The organism is Serratia sp. EC4, from assembly GCF_059652115.1.
Genome location: NZ_JBNIDE010000002.1, coordinates 357,944 through 378,009, shown reverse-complemented (window position 1 = coordinate 378,009; position 20,066 = coordinate 357,944). Strand labels below are relative to the sequence as shown.

General features: G+C 59.7%; 17 protein-coding genes, 6 tRNA genes and 3 other RNA genes. 10 read left to right on the top strand and 16 right to left on the bottom strand.

What is annotated here, in order from left to right; translation table 11 throughout:
* Positions 1-16: 16 nt before the first annotated feature.
* The 7 genes from ACP39K_RS08460 to gpmA all read left to right on the top strand — a co-directional run bounded on the left by ACP39K_RS08460 (position 17) and on the right by gpmA (position 6,611).
* The gene (locus ACP39K_RS08460; RefSeq protein ID WP_089184337.1) at positions 17-589 is read left to right on the top strand and encodes a cysteine hydrolase family protein; all 573 of its coding nucleotides are present in this window, start codon (positions 17-19) and stop codon (positions 587-589) included.
* Positions 590-755: 166 nt separating this feature from the next.
* Complete coding sequence (locus ACP39K_RS08455; protein ID WP_033641059.1) at positions 756-1,574, top strand: CPBP family intramembrane glutamic endopeptidase; 819 nt, start codon at positions 756-758, stop codon at positions 1,572-1,574.
* Positions 1,575-1,859: 285 nt separating this feature from the next.
* Entirely contained in the window at positions 1,860-2,912 is a 1,053-nt protein-coding gene (gene galT / locus ACP39K_RS08450) for a galactose-1-phosphate uridylyltransferase (protein ID WP_060444161.1), read from the top strand.
* Positions 2,909-4,060 (top strand): galactokinase, encoded by a 1,152-nt coding sequence (gene galK / locus ACP39K_RS08445; protein WP_060444160.1) that lies wholly within the window; start codon positions 2,909-2,911, stop codon positions 4,058-4,060. The genes galT and galK overlap by 4 nt, the downstream gene beginning before the upstream one ends.
* A complete protein-coding gene (gene galM / locus ACP39K_RS08440) occupies positions 4,054-5,097 on the top strand; it encodes a galactose-1-epimerase (RefSeq protein ID WP_089184336.1) in 1,044 nt (347 codons plus the stop codon). The genes galK and galM overlap by 7 nt, the downstream gene beginning before the upstream one ends.
* A 197-nt stretch (positions 5,098-5,294) precedes the next feature.
* Complete coding sequence (locus ACP39K_RS08435) at positions 5,295-5,642, top strand: PsiF family protein (protein ID WP_028127665.1); 348 nt, start codon at positions 5,295-5,297, stop codon at positions 5,640-5,642.
* Between the two features lie 216 nt (positions 5,643-5,858).
* Positions 5,859-6,611 (top strand): 2,3-diphosphoglycerate-dependent phosphoglycerate mutase, encoded by a 753-nt coding sequence (gpmA, locus tag ACP39K_RS08430; protein ID WP_016928714.1) that lies wholly within the window; start codon positions 5,859-5,861, stop codon positions 6,609-6,611.
* Positions 6,612-6,657: 46 nt separating this feature from the next.
* Here the strand turns inward: gpmA and ACP39K_RS08425 are convergent, their stop codons facing one another.
* From ACP39K_RS08425 to aroG, 3 genes are all read right to left on the bottom strand, one after another.
* A complete protein-coding gene (locus ACP39K_RS08425) occupies positions 6,658-7,695 on the bottom strand; it encodes a M48 family metallopeptidase (protein WP_033641063.1) in 1,038 nt (345 codons plus the stop codon).
* Between the two features lie 7 nt (positions 7,696-7,702).
* The gene (locus ACP39K_RS08420; RefSeq protein ID WP_048795559.1) at positions 7,703-8,893 is read right to left on the bottom strand and encodes a YjgN family protein; all 1,191 of its coding nucleotides are present in this window, start codon (positions 8,891-8,893) and stop codon (positions 7,703-7,705) included.
* Positions 8,894-9,160: 267 nt separating this feature from the next.
* The gene (aroG, locus tag ACP39K_RS08415; protein WP_016928717.1) at positions 9,161-10,213 is read right to left on the bottom strand and encodes a 3-deoxy-7-phosphoheptulonate synthase AroG; all 1,053 of its coding nucleotides are present in this window, start codon (positions 10,211-10,213) and stop codon (positions 9,161-9,163) included.
* Positions 10,214-10,425: 212 nt separating this feature from the next.
* On the opposite strand from aroG, the gene ACP39K_RS08410 reads away from it, so the two are divergent.
* Genes ACP39K_RS08410 through zitB form a run of 3 tightly spaced genes read left to right on the top strand, consistent with a single transcriptional unit; the run spans position 10,426 to position 15,190 of the window.
* Positions 10,426-11,031 (top strand): response regulator, encoded by a 606-nt coding sequence (locus ACP39K_RS08410; RefSeq protein WP_028127666.1) that lies wholly within the window; start codon positions 10,426-10,428, stop codon positions 11,029-11,031.
* Positions 11,028-14,228 carry an ATP-binding protein gene (locus ACP39K_RS08405; RefSeq protein WP_251684587.1) on the top strand — a complete coding sequence of 1,067 codons (3,201 nt, stop codon included), beginning with the start codon at positions 11,028-11,030 and terminating at the stop codon, positions 14,226-14,228. Before ACP39K_RS08410 ends, ACP39K_RS08405 begins: the two co-directional genes overlap by 4 nt.
* Entirely contained in the window at positions 14,228-15,190 is a 963-nt protein-coding gene (gene zitB / locus ACP39K_RS08400) for a CDF family zinc transporter ZitB (protein WP_028127667.1), read from the top strand. The genes ACP39K_RS08405 and zitB overlap by 1 nt, the downstream gene beginning before the upstream one ends.
* A 35-nt stretch (positions 15,191-15,225) precedes the next feature.
* Here zitB and pnuC read toward each other — a convergent pair whose 3' ends face one another.
* The 13 genes from pnuC to pal form a co-directional block, all read right to left on the bottom strand.
* Positions 15,226-15,951, bottom strand: coding sequence for a nicotinamide riboside transporter PnuC (gene pnuC, locus ACP39K_RS08395; RefSeq protein WP_016928721.1), 726 nt, complete (start codon positions 15,949-15,951; stop codon positions 15,226-15,228).
* A 20-nt stretch (positions 15,952-15,971) separates the two neighbouring features.
* Positions 15,972-17,033, bottom strand: coding sequence for a quinolinate synthase NadA (nadA, locus tag ACP39K_RS08390; protein ID WP_015376982.1), 1,062 nt, complete (start codon positions 17,031-17,033; stop codon positions 15,972-15,974).
* A gap of 313 nt (positions 17,034-17,346) precedes the next feature.
* Positions 17,347-17,471: non-coding RNA, RtT sRNA (locus ACP39K_RS08385), on the bottom strand.
* 75 nt (positions 17,472-17,546) lie between these two features.
* Positions 17,547-17,671: non-coding RNA, RtT sRNA (locus ACP39K_RS08380), on the bottom strand.
* A 76-nt stretch (positions 17,672-17,747) separates the two neighbouring features.
* Positions 17,748-17,823: transfer RNA gene (locus ACP39K_RS08375), tRNA-Lys, on the bottom strand.
* A 6-nt stretch (positions 17,824-17,829) separates the two neighbouring features.
* A tRNA-Val gene (locus ACP39K_RS08370) sits at positions 17,830-17,905 on the bottom strand.
* Between the two features lie 45 nt (positions 17,906-17,950).
* A non-coding RNA gene (locus ACP39K_RS08365) (RtT sRNA) lies at positions 17,951-18,060 on the bottom strand.
* 13 nt (positions 18,061-18,073) lie between these two features.
* Positions 18,074-18,149, bottom strand: a tRNA-Lys gene (locus tag ACP39K_RS08360).
* Between the two features lie 152 nt (positions 18,150-18,301).
* A tRNA-Lys gene (locus tag ACP39K_RS08355) sits at positions 18,302-18,377 on the bottom strand.
* Between the two features lie 7 nt (positions 18,378-18,384).
* Positions 18,385-18,460 (bottom strand) — tRNA-Val (locus ACP39K_RS08350).
* Between the two features lie 29 nt (positions 18,461-18,489).
* A tRNA-Lys gene (locus tag ACP39K_RS08345) sits at positions 18,490-18,565 on the bottom strand.
* A 178-nt stretch (positions 18,566-18,743) separates the two neighbouring features.
* Positions 18,744-19,538, bottom strand: coding sequence for a cell division protein CpoB (cpoB, locus tag ACP39K_RS08340; protein WP_004939852.1), 795 nt, complete (start codon positions 19,536-19,538; stop codon positions 18,744-18,746).
* Positions 19,539-19,547: 9 nt separating this feature from the next.
* The gene (gene pal, locus ACP39K_RS08335) at positions 19,548-20,063 is read right to left on the bottom strand and encodes a peptidoglycan-associated lipoprotein Pal (RefSeq protein WP_004939853.1); all 516 of its coding nucleotides are present in this window, start codon (positions 20,061-20,063) and stop codon (positions 19,548-19,550) included.
* Between the last annotated feature and the right edge of the window lie 3 nt (positions 20,064-20,066).

Sequence of the window (20,066 nt, the reverse complement as noted above, 5' to 3'; positions counted from 1 at the left end):
CATTTTTGGAGACGCCATGTCCGCTGCGTTGATTATCATCGACCTGATCGAAGATCTGATCGGGCCCAAAGGGCGCGCCAACCACTGCTGCGAACAGGTGATGACGACCCACCTGCTCGCCAACGTCAATGCCGCCGCGGCCTATGCCCGGGTGCGAAAAATCCCGGTGATTTGGGTGCGGGTGGGATTCGCCGACGATTATCATGACATCCCGCCCCATTCGCCGCTGTTCAACCATCTCAAGCAGATCGGCGCGCTGCGGCTAAATGGCCCGGGCTGCCGCTGGATGCCCGAACTGCATCAGGAAGAGACCGATCTGCAGTTTGAAAAAACGGCAGTCAGCGCTTTCTCCGGTAACAATTTGTTAGCCTGGCTGCGGCAACATCGGTGCCACCATCTGCTGCTGGCGGGCATCAGCACGCCGCTCGCCATCGAGAGCACCGCGCGGCAGGCGCACGACGCCGGCTTTCAGGTGACCGTGCTGCACGATCTGTGCGCGGCCCCCACGCAGGAGATCCACCAGCAGAGCCTGGATACCCTGCAAAACCTGGCCGAAATCACCCGTTCGCAGGCATGGATGAAAGGCTAACCCTCCTCGTCGCCGGTCGTGTGGGCCGGCATCATGCACAAATGCATCACTGCCCCGACCTTTAGCGTCATCCTGGTGTGCTACTATCCGCTCTAGCGCTCAATTTTGCCATCATCGCACGCCGCAAAGGCGCTGAGCGCCGTGTACATATTTAAAGGGACATATCATGTGGGGCGTACTGGCTGCTTCGTTATTTTTCTTGCCGTTTAATCGGCTGATAGCCTGGGTGATCCTGGCCGCCTCGGCGGGCATGGGGCTTTATCATGGGGTACTGACGCCGCTCAGCCTGAGTTATCTGCTGGCGATCGTAGCGCTGGCGGGGTTGCGCCACCATTTTCGCGCGCAGCGTAATCTGGCGATTGCGCTCGAAGGGCTGGTGGTCGCAGGCTGCGTGGCGCTGTTCTTGCACCTGGTGCCCGGCATCCACAATCAACTGATGATCGACGGCGAAAAAGCCGGTCCGCTCAGCGCGCCGTTCACCATGTATTACAACTTCGATAAGGCGATGGTGCCCTTCCTGCTGTTCGCCTGCTTGCCCACGCTGTTTTCCGCCGAACGCGGCGGCAACGCCGGCAGAGCGGGCTGGATTGCGCTGCTGCTGGCCGTGCCGGCGCTGTTGCTGCTGGCCGTCGCGCTGGGCGGCTTAAAAATTGAGTGGCATGCGCCCGCCTGGATCCTGCCTTTCGTGATGGCGAACCTGTTCTTTGTCTGCATGGCCGAGGAAGCGCTGTTTCGCGGCTACCTGCAACAGCGCCTCAGCCAGTGGCTGGGCGCCTGGCCGGCGCTGATCGTCGCCTCCCTGGTGTTCGGCGCCGCGCATCTGGCGGGCGGTACGCTGATGGTGATCTTCGCGACCCTCGCCGGGGTGATCTACGGCCTGGCGTGGATGTGGAGCGGCCGTCTGTGGGTGCCGATTCTGTTCCATTTCGGGCTTAATCTGACCCATCTGCTGTTCTTCACCTATCCGCTGTACCAGCATTCTTAACGGCTGAAGCCGGCAGAGACCCCCTCTCTGCCGGCTGGTCGGGTGAAAACGCTATCACCGGCACTTCACCGCAATGCCCTCAATCACGTTGCCGCCTGCTTTTCTTCGCCCGTCCAGCGCTTTGCAATGAAGTGTAAACGATTCCATTTTTCGCGTTAGATCACCTTTTTACCGCCGCGCGCGTGCTATCTTTCTGCGCAACAGCCTCTCCCTGTTCAGCAACGGGCGTCTCAAGACGGTAATTGGAAGCGATTACACTTTCGTCGGCGCCAAGAAAGGAACCGTATGACGGAATTTAACCCTATCGATCATCCGCACCGCCGCTACAATCCGCTGAGCGGCCAGTGGGTGCTGGTCTCACCGCACCGCGCCAAGCGCCCCTGGCAGGGCCAGCAGGAGGCCGTCCCCACAGAAACGCTGCCGGCGCACGATCCCGACTGTTTCCTGTGCCCGGGCAACGCGCGCGTCACCGGCGATCGCAATCCGGATTATCGCGGCACCTATGTTTTCACCAACGATTTCGCCGCGCTGATGAGCGATACGCCGCCGGCGCCCGACAGCCAGGATCCGCTGATGCGCAACCAGAGCGCGCGCGGCGTCAGCCGGGTGATCTGCTTCTCTCCCGATCACAGCAAGACCCTGCCCGAACTGACGCTGCCGGCGCTGGAGCAGGTGGTCACCACCTGGCAGGCGCAAACCGAGGAGCTGGGCAAGCACTACCCCTGGGTGCAATTGTTCGAAAACAAAGGCGCGGCGATGGGCTGCTCCAACCCGCACCCGCACGGGCAGGTCTGGGCCAACAGTTTTCTGCCAAACGAGGCCGAGCGCGAAGATCGCCTGCAGCAAGCGTATTTTCGGGAGCACGCCTCCCCGCTGCTGCTGGACTATGTGCAGCGCGAGCTGGCCGCAGGCGAACGCATCGTGGTGAACACCGAACACTGGCTGGCGGTGGTGCCCTACTGGGCCGCCTGGCCGTTTGAAACGCTGCTGCTGCCGAAAACGGCGGTGCAGCGCATCACCGATCTCAGCGCGGCACAAAGCCAAGATCTGGCGCTGGCGCTGAAGAAGCTGACCAGCCGCTACGACAACCTGTTCCAGTGTTCTTTCCCCTATTCGATGGGATGGCACGGCGCGCCGTTCAACGGCGCCGACAACCGACACTGGCAGCTGCACGCCCATTTCTATCCGCCGCTGCTGCGTTCAGCCAGCGTGCGCAAATTTATGGTCGGTTACGAGATGCTGGCGGAAACCCAGCGCGATCTGACCGCCGAACAGGCCGCAGAGCGTCTGCGCGCCGTCAGCGATATTCATTACCGTGAAGCCGGAGCCCAAGCATGAGCCTGAAACCGCTTACCCATTCCCTGTTTACCGAACACTTCGGCTACGCGCCGGCGTTGACCATCCAGGCGCCGGGGCGGGTGAATTTGATCGGCGAGCATACCGATTACAACGACGGCTTCGTGTTGCCCTGCGCCATCGATTACCAAACCGTCATCGCCTGCGCCAAGCGCGACGACCGCCAGATCCGCGTGCTAGCCGCCGATTATCAGAATCAGCAGGATCAATTCTCGCTCGACGAGCCGATCGTCAGCCATCCCGATCAGCGCTGGTCCGACTATGTGCGCGGCGTGGTGAAACATCTTCAGCGACGCAACCCCGATTTCGGCGGCGCGGATCTGGTGATCGCCGGCAATGTGCCGCAGGGCGCGGGGCTCAGCTCCTCCGCCGCGCTGGAAGTGGCGGTAGGCCAGGCGCTGCAGGCGCTCTATCAGCTGCCGCTGGACGGTGTGGCGCTGGCGCTGAACGGCCAGGAGGCGGAAAACCAGTTCGTCGGCTGCAACTGCGGCATCATGGACCAGCTGATCTCCGCGCTCGGCCGGCGCGACAGCGCTCTGCTGATCGACTGCCGCTCGCTGGAGACCCGTGCGGTGCCGATGCCGGACAGCGTCGCGGTGGTGATCATCAACTCCAATGTGCAGCGCGGGCTGGTGGACAGCGAGTACAACACCCGCCGCAAACAGTGTGAAGAAGCGGCTCGGTTCTTCGGCGTCAAGGCGCTGCGTGACGTCAGCCCGGAACAGTTTGAAGCACGTCAACATCAGTTGGATCCGTTGGTGGCCAAACGCGCGCGCCATGTCATCAGCGAGAATACCCGCACGCTGGCGGCGGCCGATGCGCTGGCGGCCGGCGATCTGCAACGCATGGGCCGGCTGATGGCGGAGTCCCACGCCTCGATGCGTGACGACTTCGAAATCACCGTGCCGCCGATCGATCGGTTGGTCGAGATCGTCAAAGCGACGATCGGCCCGCGCGGTGGCGTGCGCATGACCGGCGGCGGCTTTGGCGGCTGCATCGTCGCGCTGATGCCGCAGGATCTCGTGGAGACGGTGCGTGCCGCCGTGGCGCACGAGTATCCGCGGCAAACCGGCGGATTGCAGGAAACCTTCTATGTCTGCCAGGCTTCGCAGGGGGCCGGTACATGCTGACGATGAGCACGGCAGCGGCGCCCGATGGGCAGCCTTACCAGCTGACACTGCTGCAAAACGCCGACGGCATGACGGTGACGCTGATGGACTGGGGCGCCACCTGGCTGTCCGCCGTCTTGCCGCTCAAATCCGGTGAAAAACGCGAACTGCTGCTCGGCTGCCGCAGCCCGGCGGACTACCCGTATCAAGGCGCCTATCTGGGCGCCACCGTCGGCCGTTACGCCAACCGCATCGCCAACGCCAGTCTGCCCATCGACGGGAAACCCCATGCGCTGGCCGCCAATCAGGGCGCCCACCAGCTGCACGGCGGCCCCGACGGTTTCCATGCCCGCCGCTGGCGCCGGGTACAGCACGAGGCGCAACAGGTTTGCTATGCGCTGCACTCGGCGGAGGGCGATCAGGGTTTCCCCGGCAATCTCGACGTGCAGGTTTGTTACCGCCTGACCTCGGATAATCGTCTGGAAATCAACTATCTGGCGCAAGTCGATCGCCCCTGCCCGGTCAATCTGACCAACCACGCCTATTTCAATCTGGACGGCGCCGGCACCGACGCCCGCGCCCAACGGCTGCAGCTGTTCGCCGATCGCTACCTGCCCGTCGACGCCGAGGGCATTCCCTGCGCCGATCTGACGGCGGTGGACGGCAGCGGCATGGATTTTCGTCAGCCGAAAACGTTGTTACAGGATTTCCTGCGCGATCGCGACCAGCAGCGGGTGAAAGGCTACGATCACGCCTTTCTGCTGCAGCGTACCTGTGGGGCGCTGGAGAGCCCGGCGGCGCATTTGTGGTCAGCCGACGGGCAAGTGCAAATGAGCGTGTTCACCGACGCGCCTGCGCTGCAGCTCTACAGCGGCAATTATCTGGCCGGCACGCCGGCGCGCGATGGCGGCAGCTACGCCAACCATGCCGGCGTGGCGCTAGAGAGCGAGTTTTTGCCGGACAGCCCGCACCATCCCGAGTGGCCGCAGCCGGACTGTTGGCTGCAACCGGGGAGCCGCTACCGCAGCGCCACGCATTATCAGTTTTATCCTATCTGACCCGCTACGCCCCTCGCCGTGCGGCCGGGGGCAATTTGTTATAAATGCTTACCTTTTAGCGCCATCCCCCCACCGGCGCCCACCTTCCCTTATTCCAAAGCGCGCACTACACTCAGGCTACCGTGATAAGCACAACGCCTTGTGCAACGTCACCATTTTCGGCCGATGGCGGCCAATCAATAGCTGAAGGAACACCTATGCGTCTGATTACTGCACTTCCATTGCTGGCGGGCTTAATGCTGAGCACCAATCTGATGGCGGCCGACGCGACGACGGCGACGAAAACGCCTTCGCCGGCGCAGGCGGCCCAACAGAAACGCATGACCGATTGCAACCAGCAGGCATCCACCAAGTCGCTGAAAGGCGCCGATCGCTCCACCTTTATGAGCACCTGTCTGAAGTCCGAAGGCGCCGCTGCGTCCGGCAAAACCCTGACGCCACAGCAGCAGAAAATGAAAAGCTGCAATGCCGACGCCAAGACCAAGGATCTGAAGGGCGACGCGCGTAAAACCTTCATGAGCAACTGCCTGAAAAAATCGGCCTGATTTCCCCTCTGCCACGGCGCGTCCGGAGCGATTCCGACGTGCCGTTTCTCCCCCTTCCGCATCAGCCTGAACGATTCAGCTTTTTCCTTTCGCCAGCCCTTACTTTGCGGCAAGAAATTGGCTATGGTTAGACACTATCGATTGCCGAGCCCCGGCCCGCGGCAATATAATGATTTTCGTTATCATTGAAATGTCAGATTATTAAGGAGTTAAGCTATGGCTGTAACTAAGCTGGTTCTGGTGCGTCACGGCGAAAGCCAGTGGAACCAAGAAAACCGCTTCACCGGTTGGTATGATGTTGATCTGTCCGACAAGGGCCGCACCGAAGCGAAAGCAGCAGGCAAGCTGTTGAAAGAGGAAGGTTTCACTTTTGACTTCGCTTACACCTCCGTACTGAAGCGCGCGATCCACACCCTGTGGAACATCCTCGACGAGCTGGATCAAGCCTGGTTGCCAACCGAAAAATCCTGGAAGCTGAACGAACGTCACTACGGCGCGCTGCAGGGTCTGAACAAAGCGGAAACCGCGGAAAAATACGGCGACGAGCAGGTGAAACAATGGCGTCGCGGCTTCGCGGTGACCCCACCTGAGCTGACCAAAGAAGACGAACGTTACCCTGGCCACGATCCGCGCTACGCCTCGCTTAGCGAGCAAGAGCTGCCGCTGACCGAAAGCCTGGCGCTGACCATCGATCGCGTTATCCCTTACTGGGACGAAGAGATCCTGCCACGCATCAAGAGCGGCGAGCGCGTGATCGTTGCGGCGCACGGCAACTCCCTGCGCGCGCTGGTGAAATACCTGGATAACCTGAGCGAAGATGAAATCCTCGAGCTGAACATCCCAACCGGCGTGCCGTTGGTGTATGAGTTCGACGAGAACTTCAAGCCAACCAAACGTTACTACCTGGGTAACGCCGACGAGATCGCAGCAAAAGCGGCGGCCGTAGCGAACCAGGGTAAAGCGAAGTAATTTCGCCCGTTCACGAAAAAGCCCCCGTTTTTCACCGGGGGCTTTTTTATTGCTGCTGCGCCATCGCCTCGTTCACCGCGTCCAGCCGTTCCTGCATCGCCGGATGGGTGCTGAGCCAGGCAGGCAGCGCCCAGTCATCGGTCTTTTCTCGTTCAGGCGCCTGTGCCAACGCGCGGTAGATCGCCGCCATTTCCGCCAGCGAACGCCCCTGGCGCTGCATTTCCGCTATCGCAAACGCATCCGCCTCACGCTCCATCCCGCGAGAAAACTGCATCTCATTCACGAAGGATGCGGACTGCAGCAGCGTGTCGCCGATGCCGCTGACGTCACCCGTCATCCACATCAGCGTCAACGCCACCAATGACGAACGCACCAACATGCGCATCGGGTGACGATGGGCGTGATGCCCCATCTCATGCAGCATCACCGCCGCCAAGCCATCGTCGTTTTTTGACAAGGTGACCAGGCTATCGCTGAGCACCAGCGTGCCGTCCGGCAGCATAAAGGCGTTCGGCGCACCGGGCGCCGCCATCAGCTTCAGCGAGAGCGGCGTGCGCTCCTGGCGCATGTCGGCCGGCATCACCTGCCGGAACAGCTGCTGCAGCGCCCGTTGCCGCTCGGCCGGCAGTGCGGAGGGCGCGAAGCCGCTCTGGTCCAAGAACGTCTGCGTATGTTCGCCCAGCGTCTGTTCCACCGAGGTGGGGATGCGCATGGCGATCTCGCTGCTCGCCCACGGCAGCACCACGTAAACGTAAGCCACTACCGCCAACAGCGTCATCAGCAGCGCCAGGGCGACGCCGCGTTTATGGCGCTCCAGGCGATGCACCCACCCCGGCGAACGGCGTTGATAGAACCAGCGGCGAAAGGCCGCGTCGTCGTCAGGCACAAAGCGCCCGCCGCCCTTGAAGGTGAGCGTCAGCGGAATATTGCCCAGCGCGGCAGAAACGGTGATGTCCGTCAGCGGGATGTAACGCTGTTCATCCTGCCGCTGCAACGTCACGCCTTCGCCGCTTTCGTTCACCAGCAGACGAGCCGCCTCACGTGCGGCCCGTCCCGGCAACTGATAAGCGCCTTCAAGGATCATCGGCGCCTCAGAAGTTGCCGCCCAGATCCAGCGCCTGCAGCGCTTCTTCGGCCACCGCGCTGTTGGCGCTTTCCTGATGCGCCGTAATGTCCAGCAGCGCCAGATCGCCTTCAACCGCCGTGCAGGCCGCCAGATAACGGGCATGACGCACTTCCGCCACCGGCGCCGCCAAACCGAGCGAGAACAGGGTAATCAGGGTATTGGTGATCAACAATCCCATATACGGCAGCGTTTTCATTGAGGAATGCAGCTTGATGTCGCCGTTCAGCCTTGCCTGGTTAAACAGATAGTTGCGCTGGGCAACGACCTGGTAGCTGCTGGCCACCAGCGCGCCGATCAACAGCACCACCATCATCAGCAGAAGGCTGCTGATATTGTCCAGCACCAGCACATCAATGGCTTCATTGGTTAACATGCCCATCAACACCATCTGATAGAGAGTAAAGAAGAACGAACCGATGCACACCAACGCAACCAACATGAATGGCAGGAATATGAGCAGGCCGATCAAGGCAAATTTGATAAAGGCCGATTTCTTCAGTTCGGCAATAAACGGTGTGCGCCCGAAGAACAGGTTATTAACGTACAAATCATGCTGCAGTGCGCTAATAATGCCGTTTACCGCCGCAAATGCCGGCACGGCCAAAATCAGCGTCAGCACCAGCATAAAAGCGATGGCGTTGATGCTGCCAAGACCGCTGCCAATGCCGAGCAAGATGATCAGACCGACATACAGCCCGATAATCAGCAATAACGGGCAGAACAGTAAAGCCCAATAGGCACGCCCGGTGCGGCAGACATAATTAAAACGCACGCCGCGATAGCTCGACATAATCGCATTGTAGCGCCAGCTGCGAATAACGATCCACGGCAGCAGGGCAAGCAACACCAGCAAAGCCAGCAGCCCCAACAGGGGCGTTATCGCCAGCAAGATATAAAACACGATGATGCCGCCGATCACCAACAGCCGCCCTTTCAGAATTTGCAGCGGTTGTGCATGGTAGTCGAAACGATCGCCGTCCAATTCCGTGTTGCCGTAAAAATAGCGGCGACGGCGCACCGTCGCCCAGGCGGAATAGATGCCCAGGGTCAGGACGGTCAATAATGCATTGACTAACCAAATAGCGAAGTACTCACCACCTTTCCCATGGAATTTAATCCGGTGCAGCCCCAGCGGCTGCGAGGTATTGTTTGTCATAATTCTTTCATCCTGAAAGGAATAAGGTCATACCACTCCCCACTTATTAGGCCTGCGGGGTTTATGGAATAAAAAAAGCGTCTTATATAAGCACAATGCCGCGAGTAGTGACAATTATTCTTTTCTTAAATAGGAATAATGCGAAGAGGGTCGCTTAAGGACTTAATTGGCCTATTAACTGTAAGCCTTAAAGTCGTGGAATATAGAGAAGTGTAATGGCAAGGATAAAACAAGGGCCCGCTATCGGGCCCTTGTCATTGTTTGCGGTTATCCGCGGCGCGCTTTCACCGCCGCCGCCAGATCGCGCAGCACGGTTTCGGTGTCCTGCCAGCCGATGCAGCCGTCGGTCACGCTCTTGCCGTAAACCAGCGGTTCGCCGCTTTCGAGGTTCTGGTTGCCTTCCACCAGGTGACTTTCGATCATCACGCCGATGATCGCTTTTTCACCGCCGCTAATCTGCCCGCAAACGTCAGCGCTCACGTCCATCTGCTTTTTGAACTGTTTGCTGCTGTTGGCATGGCTGAAGTCGATCATCACCTGCGCAGGCAGCCCGGCTTTGCTCAGGCCGGCTTTGACGTCCTTCACGTGCGCCGCGCTGTAGTTCGGCTCTTTGCCGCCGCGCAGAATAATGTGGCAGTCGCCGTTGCCGCTGGTGTTAACGATCGCCGAGTGGCCCCACTTGGTCACCGACAGGAAGCAGTGCGGCGCGCCGGCGGCGTTGATGGCGTCGATCGCCACCTTGATGGTGCCGTCGGTGCCATTCTTGAAACCGACCGGGCACGAGAGGCCGGAGGCCAGCTCGCGGTGCACCTGCGATTCCGTGGTGCGCGCGCCGATGGCGCCCCAGCTCATCAGATCCGCCAGGTACTGCGGCGTGATCATGTCGAGGAATTCGCCGGCGGCCGGCAGACCGCTGTCGTTGATCTCCACCAGCAGTTTGCGCGCCAGGCGCAGGCCGTCGTTGATGTTGAAGCTGTTGTCCATCTGCGGATCGTTGATCAGGCCTTTCCAGCCCACGGTGGTGCGCGGTTTTTCGAAGTATACGCGCATCACCACTTCCAGCTCGCCGCTCAGTTCTTCACGCAGCGCCAGCAGGCGCCCCGCGTACTCTTTGGCGGCTTGGGTATCGTGGATGGAGCAAGGGCCAATCACCACCAGCAGGCGATCGTCGCTGCCACGGAGGATATTGTGAATCGCGCTGCGGGCCTGGGACACCGTCTTTGCCGCGCGTTCGGTAGCCGGGAATTTCTCCAGCAGAGCCACCGGCGGCAGGAGTTCCTTAATATCATTAATGCGTAAATCGTCGTTTTGGTAATTCATAGCTTTTCCATTCGGTATCGAGGGGTATTTCGCAGTGCGTAACGGTGTAGATCCCAACAATCTAGCCTGTGGGAATGGCGCTGTAAATCACCTTTGCCCCCCTCCGCTGGAACCGCCAAATTAACAGCAGATTGTGCTGTTTCATCAGGGGAGCGCAGAGCCTCCTTTTTCGCTATGCTAGCGATCGGAATATAAAGCGACCCGAGTTGAACATGCCTTCTCTGTTATTAGTTGATGACCACCCGGTGGTTCATGTCGCACTGGAAGCGGCGCTAATGAAATCATCCCGCCCCTACCGCCTGCAGGCGGCGCAGGACGACGTCCAGGCGTTGGCTCTGCTGGCCGAGGCCGCTTTCGGCCTGGTGATCCTGGATATCGGCCTGCCGCAGGTCGATGGGCTGCAGCTGTTGAAAAAAATCCGCCGCCGCTACCCGCAACAAAAGATCCTGATCTATACCGCGCAAGAGGCCGATGTGTATGCGCGCATGGCGCATGCCGCCGGCGCCGACGGTTTCGTCAATAAAGGCAGCTCGCTGGCGGAGTTGGTGCTGGCGATCGAGCAGGTGCTGGACGGTGAAGCCAGTTTTCCCGCCGCCGCGCTGGCCGAAGAAGCGCCGACGGCGGACGGCGGGCTGCTCACGCCCAAGGAGCTCGAGGTGCTGGGTTTGCTGAGCCAGGGGCTGTCCAACCTGCAGATCGCCGACCGGCTGCACATCAGCAACAAGACCGTCAGCACGCACAAGAAAAACATCCAGCGCAAAACCGGCGCCGGTAATCTGCTGGAGCTGGTGGCGGTATTTAAAGAGCTGGCGCCATGATGCGCCGCGCCCTGCTGCTGCTGATCCTGTGGTGCGGCCTGGCGCAGGCGGGGGAGCCGGTGCGCTATCAGCTGGTCAGCAATCTGAATACCCCCGAGAACATGCTGATCGTCGGCGAGAAAAACCCCTGGCGCGACCACACGCTGCGCGTCGGCATCATCAGTGAGAACACCAGCCCGTACAACATCATTGTGGATGACGATCTGTATGGGCTGAACGCCGACTACCTCGGCTATATCCAGCAGGTAACCGGCATTCGCTTCGCCATTTACGGCTTCGCCGATCTGACGCAGCTGGAGCAGGCGCTGCACGACGGCAAAATCGATCTGCTGTATGGCATCCCGCAAAGTGAAGCGCTGCACGGATTGGCGATCTCTCAGCCCTATTACGTCAGCAACCTGCGCGTATTGCGCGACCGCAGCAACGATCGGCCGGTGATGCTCAACTCCGCCAATGCCCGCGTCGCGATCGGCGCGCTGACCGACATGCAGTCCGGCGGCGCCCTGCAGGCGGTGGCGTCGCAGATCCAGCGCTACGACAACAACCTGCAGGCGGTCTATTCGCTGCTCAACGGCAGCAGCGACTACTTTATCGCCGACGAGGCCAGCGCCAGCTTTATCATCGACCAGTTGCAGCTCGGCCAGCTCTATCAGATTGAAAGCAACGAGAACCTGGGCAACCTGTCCTTCGTGTTCGCCGCCGCCGACCCGCGGCTGATAGATACGCTGGACACCGCCATCGCCGACGCACCGATGGAGCTGATGAATGCCCTGCAGAGCCGCTGGAGCAAAAAGATCCCCAGCTACCTCGATACCGGCAATGCCGATCTGACGACGATGGAGAAGAATTGGGTGGCGAGCCACCGCGTGGTTTACTACGCCGCCATCGAGAACAATTTCCCGTTCGCCTACCGCGGCTCCGACGGCCAGCCGCGCGGCTACGCCATCGATATTCTCAACATCATCGCGCAAAACACCGGGCTGCGTTTCGCGCCGCTGTGGGCGCGCAACGCCGAGCAGGCCGATCAGCTGGTGCAATCCGGCCAGGCCAGCTTCCGCGCCGCCCTGCCGCTGGCGCGCGGCGTCAAGGCGCGCTACAGCGCCAGCATGCCGATCCACCGTTCGCTGTGGGGCGTTTACGTCGGCCAGTATGCCAACGGCGTCTCGACCTGGGGCGATCTGGCCGGCAAGCGCATCGGCGTGCTGCAGGGCGATTTGGCGCAGGGGCTGGTGCCGGAACAGGAACAGACCGTCAGCTTCGCCGACAGCAAGTCGATGTACGACGCGCTGGCCAACGGCCAGCTGGATGCGCTGGTGGATAACGTCATCTCCGCCAACTTTTTGGCGCTGTCGCGCTATTCCGGCGCCATCAAGCTGGCCTTCGCCGCCAACAACATCCCCTATCCGGTGGCTTTCGGCGTGCGCCGCGATCAGCCGCTGCTGCTGGCGATCCTCGATAAGAACCTGATGCAGATCCCGGCGGATACCCTGCAATCGCTGCGCGACGAGTGGATCGTCGATCGCAGCAACCTGATCGACGCGGTGAACGACAACCGCATGCCGCCGCAGACCACCTGGCTGCTGGCGCTGTTGGCCGCCGCTACCGTGCTGCTGTTGGCGCTGACGCTGCGCCGTTTCATGCTGCAGCGCCGTGAAAAACGCGAACGCGAAGAGCTCGAGCAGGCGCGCCGCCGCGCCGAAGCGGAAAATCGCATGAAGAGCAAATTCCTCGCCACCGTCAGCCATGAACTGCGCACGCCGATGCACGCCATCCTCGGCCTGCTGGAACTGGAGCTCAAACGCCAACCTGCGCCGGAAGGCCTGCCGGTGATTTACAGTTCGGCCTCATCGCTGCTCAACCTGCTCAACGACCTGCAGGATCACGCGCGGCTGGAAACCGGGTCGTTGACGTTGGCGCCAAAACCGGTGGCGCTGCGCCCCTGGGTCGCGCGCATCGACGCCCTTTACCGACCGCTGATCGGCGATCGGCCGTTGACGCTGAGCGTGGTGGCGGATCCGGCGCTGCCGGAGGCGGTGATTATTGATGGTGAGCGTTTACTTCAGGTGGCTAACAACCTGATAAACAACGCGATAAAGTTCACGCCGCGCGGCGCCATTCAGGTCGAAGTCGGCTGGCGCGCGCAGGATGAGCGGCAGGAGGAATTGCATCTGACGGTGAACGACAGCGGCTGCGGCATCGCCGCCGATGAGGTGGGCAAGCTGTTTCAACCGTTTTACCGCGCGCGCGGCGCGCAACGCATCTCGGTGCAAGGAACCGGTTTGGGCCTGTCGATCTGCAAAGAAATCGTCGAACAGATGGGCGGCCGCATCGCGTTGCACTCGCAGCCGGGCGTCGGTACACGCGTCGAGGTCGCGATACCGGTCGAGCTGAGCGGCGCGCCGCCGGCTGTCGCCCCGGCAGAACGTAGCTTTGATCTGCCGTCTTCCGCCATGCGTACCGCGCTGATCGACGATCACCCCACCAATCTGTTGCTGCTGGAACGCCAGCTGCGCCACTTCGGGCTGCAGCCGGCCCGCTTTGAACAAGGCTATGCGCTGCTGCAGGCCCAGCGCCGGCAGCCGTTCGATCTGCTGTTTATCGACTATAACATGCCGCGCCCGGACGGACTGACGCTGGCCAGGCTGATCCGGCGCGACGAACAGCGGCTGCAGCGCCCGCCTTGCCGCATCGTGCTCTGCTCGGCAGACGTGCAGGAGTTTACCCGCATCCCGCCGGGCCTGGTGGCGATCGACCACTTCCTGACCAAGCCGATTTCACTGGCGGCAATCGGCCAGGTATTGGCTCAGCAACCGCAGGCTCAGGAAGAAAAGTCAGTCCTTACTGACCTACGGCAAACGCTGGCTGAGATGGCGGGCGGCGATCGCGCCATGATGCAGCGGCTGGCGCAGACGCTCAACGACACGCTGCGGCAAGACCGGCAGCGGCTCGCGGATGCCGTCGCCGCGAGCGACTGGCCACGCCTGGAACAGGCGGCGCACCGCATCAAGGGCAGCCTGCTGATGCTGCAGTTGCCGGAAGCCGCGCGGCTGTGCCAGCAACTGGTGGAAACCGCACGTCGGGGCGAACTTGCCGCCGCCGCTTATACTAAATTAAAGGCGTCAGTGGCGCAGATAGAACCGGAGCTGGACGCTCTGCTCGCCGCCGCCCCCACTTTCGCTATGCATAAGGATGAATAATGTCGGACACTCCACACGTACACCTGCCGAAAGACAGTAATAGTAAACGCCTACTGACCGCTTTTTTAGTCACCGCCGTCTTTATGGTGGCCGAAGTGGCCGGCGGCCTGTTGTCCGGCTCGCTGGCGCTGTTGGCCGACGCCGGGCACATGCTGACCGATGCCGCCGCGCTGTTGGTGGCGCTGATGGCGGTGCACTTTTCCCAGCGCAAGCCCAACGCGCGCCACACCTTCGGCTATCTGCGCCTGACCACCCTGGCGGCCTTCCTCAACGCCGCGGCGCTACTGGTGATCGTGGTATTCATCCTGTGGGAGGCGATACGGCGTTTCTTCGAACCACAGCCGGTGATGGGTACTCCGATGCTGATCATCGCCATAGCGGGGCTGCTGGCGAACCTGTTCGCCTTCTGGCTGCTGCATCGCGGCAGCGAAGAGAAAAATATCAACGTGAGGGCGGCCGCGCTGCATGTGCTGGGCGACCTGCTCGGCTCGGTGGGCGCCATCGTCGCCGCCATCGTCATTCTCGCCACCGGCTGGACGCCGATTGACCCGATCCTGTCGGTGCTGGTCTCCTGTCTGGTGCTGCGCAGCGCCTGGCGGCTGCTGAAGGAGAGCTTCCACGAGCTGCTGGAAGGCACGCCGCAGGAGGTCGACATCGCCAAGCTGCAAAAAGACCTGTGCCTGAACATCCCGGAAGTACGCAATATCCACCATGTACACGTCTGGCAGATCGGCGAACAGAAGCTGATGACGCTGCATGCGCAGGTGATCCCGCCGCATGACCACGATGGGCTGTTGCAACGCATCCAGGCTTATCTGTTGGAACACTACAAGATCGGCCACGTGACCATCCAGATGGAGTACCGGCACTGCGAGACGCCGGACTGCGGTATCAACCGGGCGCCGGAGCCGAGTGAACACTCACATGCCGAAGCGCATTCCCATCTGGGACATCACCACTAAGCCACGAGGGCGCCATCACGGCGCCCTCTGCGTTGTTACGGTGCGGAAGAGAGCGGATTGGAACGGTTGCGCCCGGCGCTCTTGATCCACAGCCAGGAGCCGTTCAGGGCGATCAGCGTCAGAATGACATACTCCAGCGCCATCGCGTACACGCCCTGGTAGGCGAAGATCGCCACGCTGATGACATCGATAACCACCCACAGCAGCCAGTTTTCCACGTACTTGCGCGTCATCAGGATCATCGCCACGATGGAGAGCACCATCATCGCCGAATCCCAGAACGGGAACGCGTCCGGCTGCAGCGTCGGCATCTGCACGTTCAGCCCCAGCCCTTGCATCACCGCCACCGCAATCTGCGTCAGCCAGGCGAACACGCGGTCGATGTTGAAGGTCATCAGGCCGATGCCGATGACGCAAACCGCCGCCCAGGCCAACGCTTTCGGCAGCGGCAACCAGCGGATCTGCAGCTCGGCCTGGTTATCCTGGGTTTGGCGGCTCCAGGCATACCAACCGTAAATATTGGCGCCGAAGAAAAACAGCTGCAGCAGCAGGCTGGCGTACAGCTGGATCTGGAAGAAAATCACCGCGAACAGCGTGACGTTGATCAGGCCGAACAGGTAGTTGATGATTTTTTCCTTGCTGGCGTACCAGATGCACAGCAACCCGAACAGTGTGCCGATGGCTTCGATCCACGACAGATCGTAACCGCCCGCGCCAAGCGGAATATGCACCAGAATATTGCTGGTACTGAAGAAGCTCATGAGGTCATCCTTTTAAACGGTTAAGCGTTGCCTTTAACCTGCATCTTAAGCTGAGCGGCGAAATCCAGCATGCGGTTCAGCGGCACCAGCGCCTTTTCACGCAGCGCGGCGTCCACGTGGATCTCATGCTGCGCGCCCCCCTGCTCCAGCCCTTCGGCAATCGCCTTCAGGCCATTCATCGCCATCCACGGGCAATGCGCGCAGCTGCGGCAGGTCGCGCCTTCCCCGGCGGTCGGCGCTTCGAACAGCTCCTTGTCCGGACAAGCCTGCTGCATCTTGTAAAAGATACCGCGATCGGTGGCGACGATCAGCTGTTGATGCGGCAATGTTTTCGCCGCCTGAATCAGTTGGCTGGTCGATCCCACCGCATCCGCCAGCTCGACCACCGCCTGAGGCGATTCGGGATGCACCAGGATGGCCGCCTGCGGATAGAGCGCCTTCATGCGCCGCAGCGCCTGGGTCTTAAACTCGTCATGGACAATGCAGGCGCCTTGCCAACACAACACGTCAGCGCCGGTCTGCTTCTGCACGTAGCTGCCGAGATGACGATCCGGCGCCCAGATAATTTTCTCGCCCAGGCTATCCAGATGCTCGATCAGTTCGACGGCGATGCTGGAGGTCACCACCCAGTCAGCGCGCGCTTTGACCGCCGCCGAGGTATTCGCATAGACCACCACGGTGCGATCGGGATGGCTGTCGCAAAACGCATGAAACTCCTCTTCCGGGCAGCCCAGATCCAGCGAACATTCGGCAAACAGCGTCGGCATCAGCACCTGCTTTTCCGGGCTGAGGATCTTGGCGGTTTCCCCCATGAAACGCACGCCGGCCACCAACAGCGTGGAAGCCGGATGCGCGCTGCCGAAGCGCGCCATTTCCAGCGAATCCGCCACGCAGCCGCCGGTTTCTTCCGCCAGCGCCTGGATTTCCGGATCGGTATAATAGTGGGCGACCATCACCGCGTTGCGCTGCTTGAGCAGGGTTTTGATCTTTTCGCGATAAAAGGCTTTTTCGGCTACGTCCAGCGGTACCGGTTTAGGCGGGAAGGGATACACCGCCGCATTGACATCAAACATTTCACTCATCGCTGCAATCTCATGCTAGGCTGGGCGCCTGCCGCTTGAATATTGCCTGCCGCAACGCCCTTCGTTTTATATACTAAACAAAATACCTAAATCAGCGCGAAAAGTCCGCTGATATTTTCAATTTTGCGCACCTATTGTTTAATAGATTAAAAACACAGGCATTGCCCGTGCAGTTCACAGCGGATAACCGCTTGGCGAGAACGTATAGCCGTTCAGAAAAGAGCGGGATGACGATCGGAGTGTTGTTGAAACGAGAAAGCAGCGGATTCAGATTGCGGTGATGCGGATGCGATAAAAGGCGCTTTTTCTGAATGGGTGGGTCGTGCAGGATTGATTCGGCCTGTGGCCTCACCCTGCGGGCAACGCTGCGCGTTGTCGTATCGCTATGCGATGCTCGAACCTGAACGCAGGATCTCACCCGCACGACTCGGTGACCATGTTAAGCGAGAAGATGAGGTCAGGTTTGGATGTTACAGAAACGAAAAAAGCGCCCAAAGGCGCTTTTTTCTGAATGGGTGGGTCGTGCAGGATTGATTCGGCCTTTGGCCTCACCCTACGGGCAACGCTGCGCGTTGTCGTATCGCTACGCGATGCTCGAACCTGAGCGCAGGATCTCACCCGCACGACTCAGTGGGCTATGTCAGCAAGAAGATAAAGGTAGAGTCAGGTGGGCGCAGATGCGAAAAAAGCGCCAAAAGGCGCTTTTTTCTGAATTGGTGGGTCGTGCAGGATTCGAACCTGCGACCAATTGATTAAAAGTCAACTGCTCTACCAACTGAGCTAACGACCCGCAGTGTGGTGGGTGATGACGGGCTCGAACCGCCGACCCCCTCCGTGTAAAGGAGATGCTCTACCAACTGAGCTAATCACCCACTGCTGTGGTACTGCTATTTTTCACATCTTGTCCACTCAAAGAATGGTGGGTCGTGTAGGATAACTCGCCCTTCGGGCCACCACCGGAGTGATGTTGTCTCGCTTCGCGAGACTCGAACCTTTACGGTTCTCATCCTGACGATTTAACACCTTGCTCTATTAAAGAGTGGTGGGTCGTGCAGGATTCGAACCTGCGACCAATTGATTAAAAGTCAACTGCTCTACCAACTGAGCTAACGACCCACTGATGTGGTTTACTGCTGATGGCGAATAGGTTATTGGAACCGACTCGCGGAAAACAAGGATGGGGATGTTCAGGACAACTCGACGGGTACTCGACTCGGACCTTTACTTTGCCACATCAAACCGATTCTGAAGCTGCCATTCTTAAAGAATGGTGGGTCGTGCAGGATTCGAACCTGCGACCAATTGATTAAAAGTCAACTGCTCTACCAACTGAGCTAACGACCCATAACAGTGGTGGGTGATGACGGGCTCGAACCGCCGACCCCCTCCGTGTAAAGGAGATGCTCTACCAACTGAGCTAATCACCCACTGTTGTGGTTACTGCTACTTCAGAAATTGGTGGGTCGTGCAGGATTCGAACCTGCGACCAATTGATTAAAAGTCAACTGCTCTACCAACTGAGCTAACGACCCAATTTCCCTGCCGCTTTAACATCTTGCAAGATGTCTTGGCAACGGCGGCATATATTACTAATTTATCTTGGCAGCGCAACCTAAATTTTTTACCGATGCGTTCAACTGCTTGTTCTTCACGCGAATGAGCCCAGAAATCGGTCAAATCGACTAACTTCTGGGCTCATTTTTCTAGCCGTTAACCGCCTACGCGACTTTTCGCCTGCTTGGCCGCCGCACTGGTTGGGTATTGTTTAATCACCTGCTGGAACACGGCCTTGGCTTTATCAGCCTGCCCTTTTTCCTGCATGATGATACCCACCTTGTACATGGCGTCCGGCGCCTTCGGTGATTTAGCGTAATTCTTCACCACCACCGCAAAATAGTAGGCCGCATCGTCTTTTTTACCCTTGTTGTAGAACAACTGGCCCAGCCAATAGTTGGCATTGGGCTGGTAAGTGGACTTCGGGTACTGTTTTACGAAGGACTGAAAGGCGGAAATCGCCTGGTCATACTGTTTTTTTTCCAGCGCCAGAGAAACAGCGGCGTTGTAGTCACTGTTCTCATCACCGCCGCTCGGCGTTGCAGAAGCGGCTGCAGGCGCGCTGCTGCCCGCATCGGAAGATGCGCCTGCGGCTGCCCCGCCGGCAGCGCCCGCTGCCGCAGAGGCGCTCTGAGCGCCGCCCTGGCTGAGGCTATCCATCTGTTGATAGATTTGCTTCTGGCGTTCAACGACCTGATTCAACTGATACTGGCTTTCCTGGATTTGTCCACGGAGAGAATCAATGTCGCGTTGATTGTCAGAGAGTTGCTGCTGGAGTTGGTTTAAAAGCTGGCCTTGAGCATTGCTGATGCGCTCAAGCGAGGTGACACGGTCTTCGACCGAGCCGGAGCCGACATTACTGATTGGCGCTTGGGCAGTAGCGGCCCAAGGGGCCGCTACGCCAACCAGTAACGACAGACTCAACAGGTGACGTCTGAAGTTACTGTTCATGCGATTCTCTTAGTAAACCAGAACGGCACGACGGTTTTTAGCATAAGCCGCTTCGTCGTGGCCCAGTACTGCTGGTTTTTCTTTACCGTAAGAAACGATAGAGATCTGGTCAGCGGAAACGCCTTTACCCTGCAGGTACATTTTAACGGCGTTAGCACGACGCTCACCCAGAGCGATGTTGTATTCCGGCGTGCCGCGTTCGTCAGCGTGGCCTTCAACGGTCACTTTGTAAGACGGGTTGTTACGCAGGAATGCAGCGTGCGCGTCCAGCATCTGAGCGAATTCGGAGCTTACGTCATACTTGTCCAGGCCGAAGTAAACGATGTTGTTCTTCTGCAGTTCTTGCATCTGCAGACGAGCTTGTTCTTCGGAAGACAGGTTGCTGCTGCCGTTTTCCATACCAGTGCCGGCGCCAGCGCCCATACCAGATTGGTCGTTGTTCGCGCTTTTGTTAGAACTACAAGCTGCTACAGCCAGAACTGGCAGTGCCAGCAGAAGCCCTTTCAGCACTTTGTTCAGTTGCATTTC

Bases quoted from the DNA above. Each gene is read 5' to 3' on its own strand.
- nadA (WP_015376982.1), bottom strand. From the start codon at position 17,033: ATGAGTGAAATGTTTGATGTCAATGCGGCGGTGTATCCCTTCCCGCCT.
- galK (WP_060444160.1), top strand. From the start codon at position 2,909: ATGAGCCTGAAACCGCTTACCCATTCCCTGTTTACCGAACACTTCGGC.
- ACP39K_RS08410 (WP_028127666.1), top strand. From the start codon at position 10,426: ATGCCTTCTCTGTTATTAGTTGATGACCACCCGGTGGTTCATGTCGCA.
- aroG (WP_016928717.1), bottom strand. From the start codon at position 10,213: ATGAATTACCAAAACGACGATTTACGCATTAATGATATTAAGGAACTC.
- ACP39K_RS08455 (WP_033641059.1), top strand. From the start codon at position 756: ATGTGGGGCGTACTGGCTGCTTCGTTATTTTTCTTGCCGTTTAATCGG.
- ACP39K_RS08425 (WP_033641063.1), bottom strand. From the start codon at position 7,695: ATGATCCTTGAAGGCGCTTATCAGTTGCCGGGACGGGCCGCACGTGAG.
- gpmA (WP_016928714.1), top strand. From the start codon at position 5,859: ATGGCTGTAACTAAGCTGGTTCTGGTGCGTCACGGCGAAAGCCAGTGG.
- ACP39K_RS08435 (WP_028127665.1), top strand. From the start codon at position 5,295: ATGCGTCTGATTACTGCACTTCCATTGCTGGCGGGCTTAATGCTGAGC.
- galM (WP_089184336.1), top strand. From the start codon at position 4,054: ATGCTGACGATGAGCACGGCAGCGGCGCCCGATGGGCAGCCTTACCAG.
- zitB (WP_028127667.1), top strand. From the start codon at position 14,228: ATGTCGGACACTCCACACGTACACCTGCCGAAAGACAGTAATAGTAAA.
- galT (WP_060444161.1), top strand. From the start codon at position 1,860: ATGACGGAATTTAACCCTATCGATCATCCGCACCGCCGCTACAATCCG.
- ACP39K_RS08420 (WP_048795559.1), bottom strand. From the start codon at position 8,893: ATGACAAACAATACCTCGCAGCCGCTGGGGCTGCACCGGATTAAATTC.
- pal (WP_004939853.1), bottom strand. From the start codon at position 20,063: ATGCAACTGAACAAAGTGCTGAAAGGGCTTCTGCTGGCACTGCCAGTT.
- ACP39K_RS08405 (WP_251684587.1), top strand. From the start codon at position 11,028: ATGATGCGCCGCGCCCTGCTGCTGCTGATCCTGTGGTGCGGCCTGGCG.
- cpoB (WP_004939852.1), bottom strand. From the start codon at position 19,538: ATGAACAGTAACTTCAGACGTCACCTGTTGAGTCTGTCGTTACTGGTT.
- pnuC (WP_016928721.1), bottom strand. From the start codon at position 15,951: ATGAGCTTCTTCAGTACCAGCAATATTCTGGTGCATATTCCGCTTGGC.
- ACP39K_RS08460 (WP_089184337.1), top strand. From the start codon at position 17: ATGTCCGCTGCGTTGATTATCATCGACCTGATCGAAGATCTGATCGGG.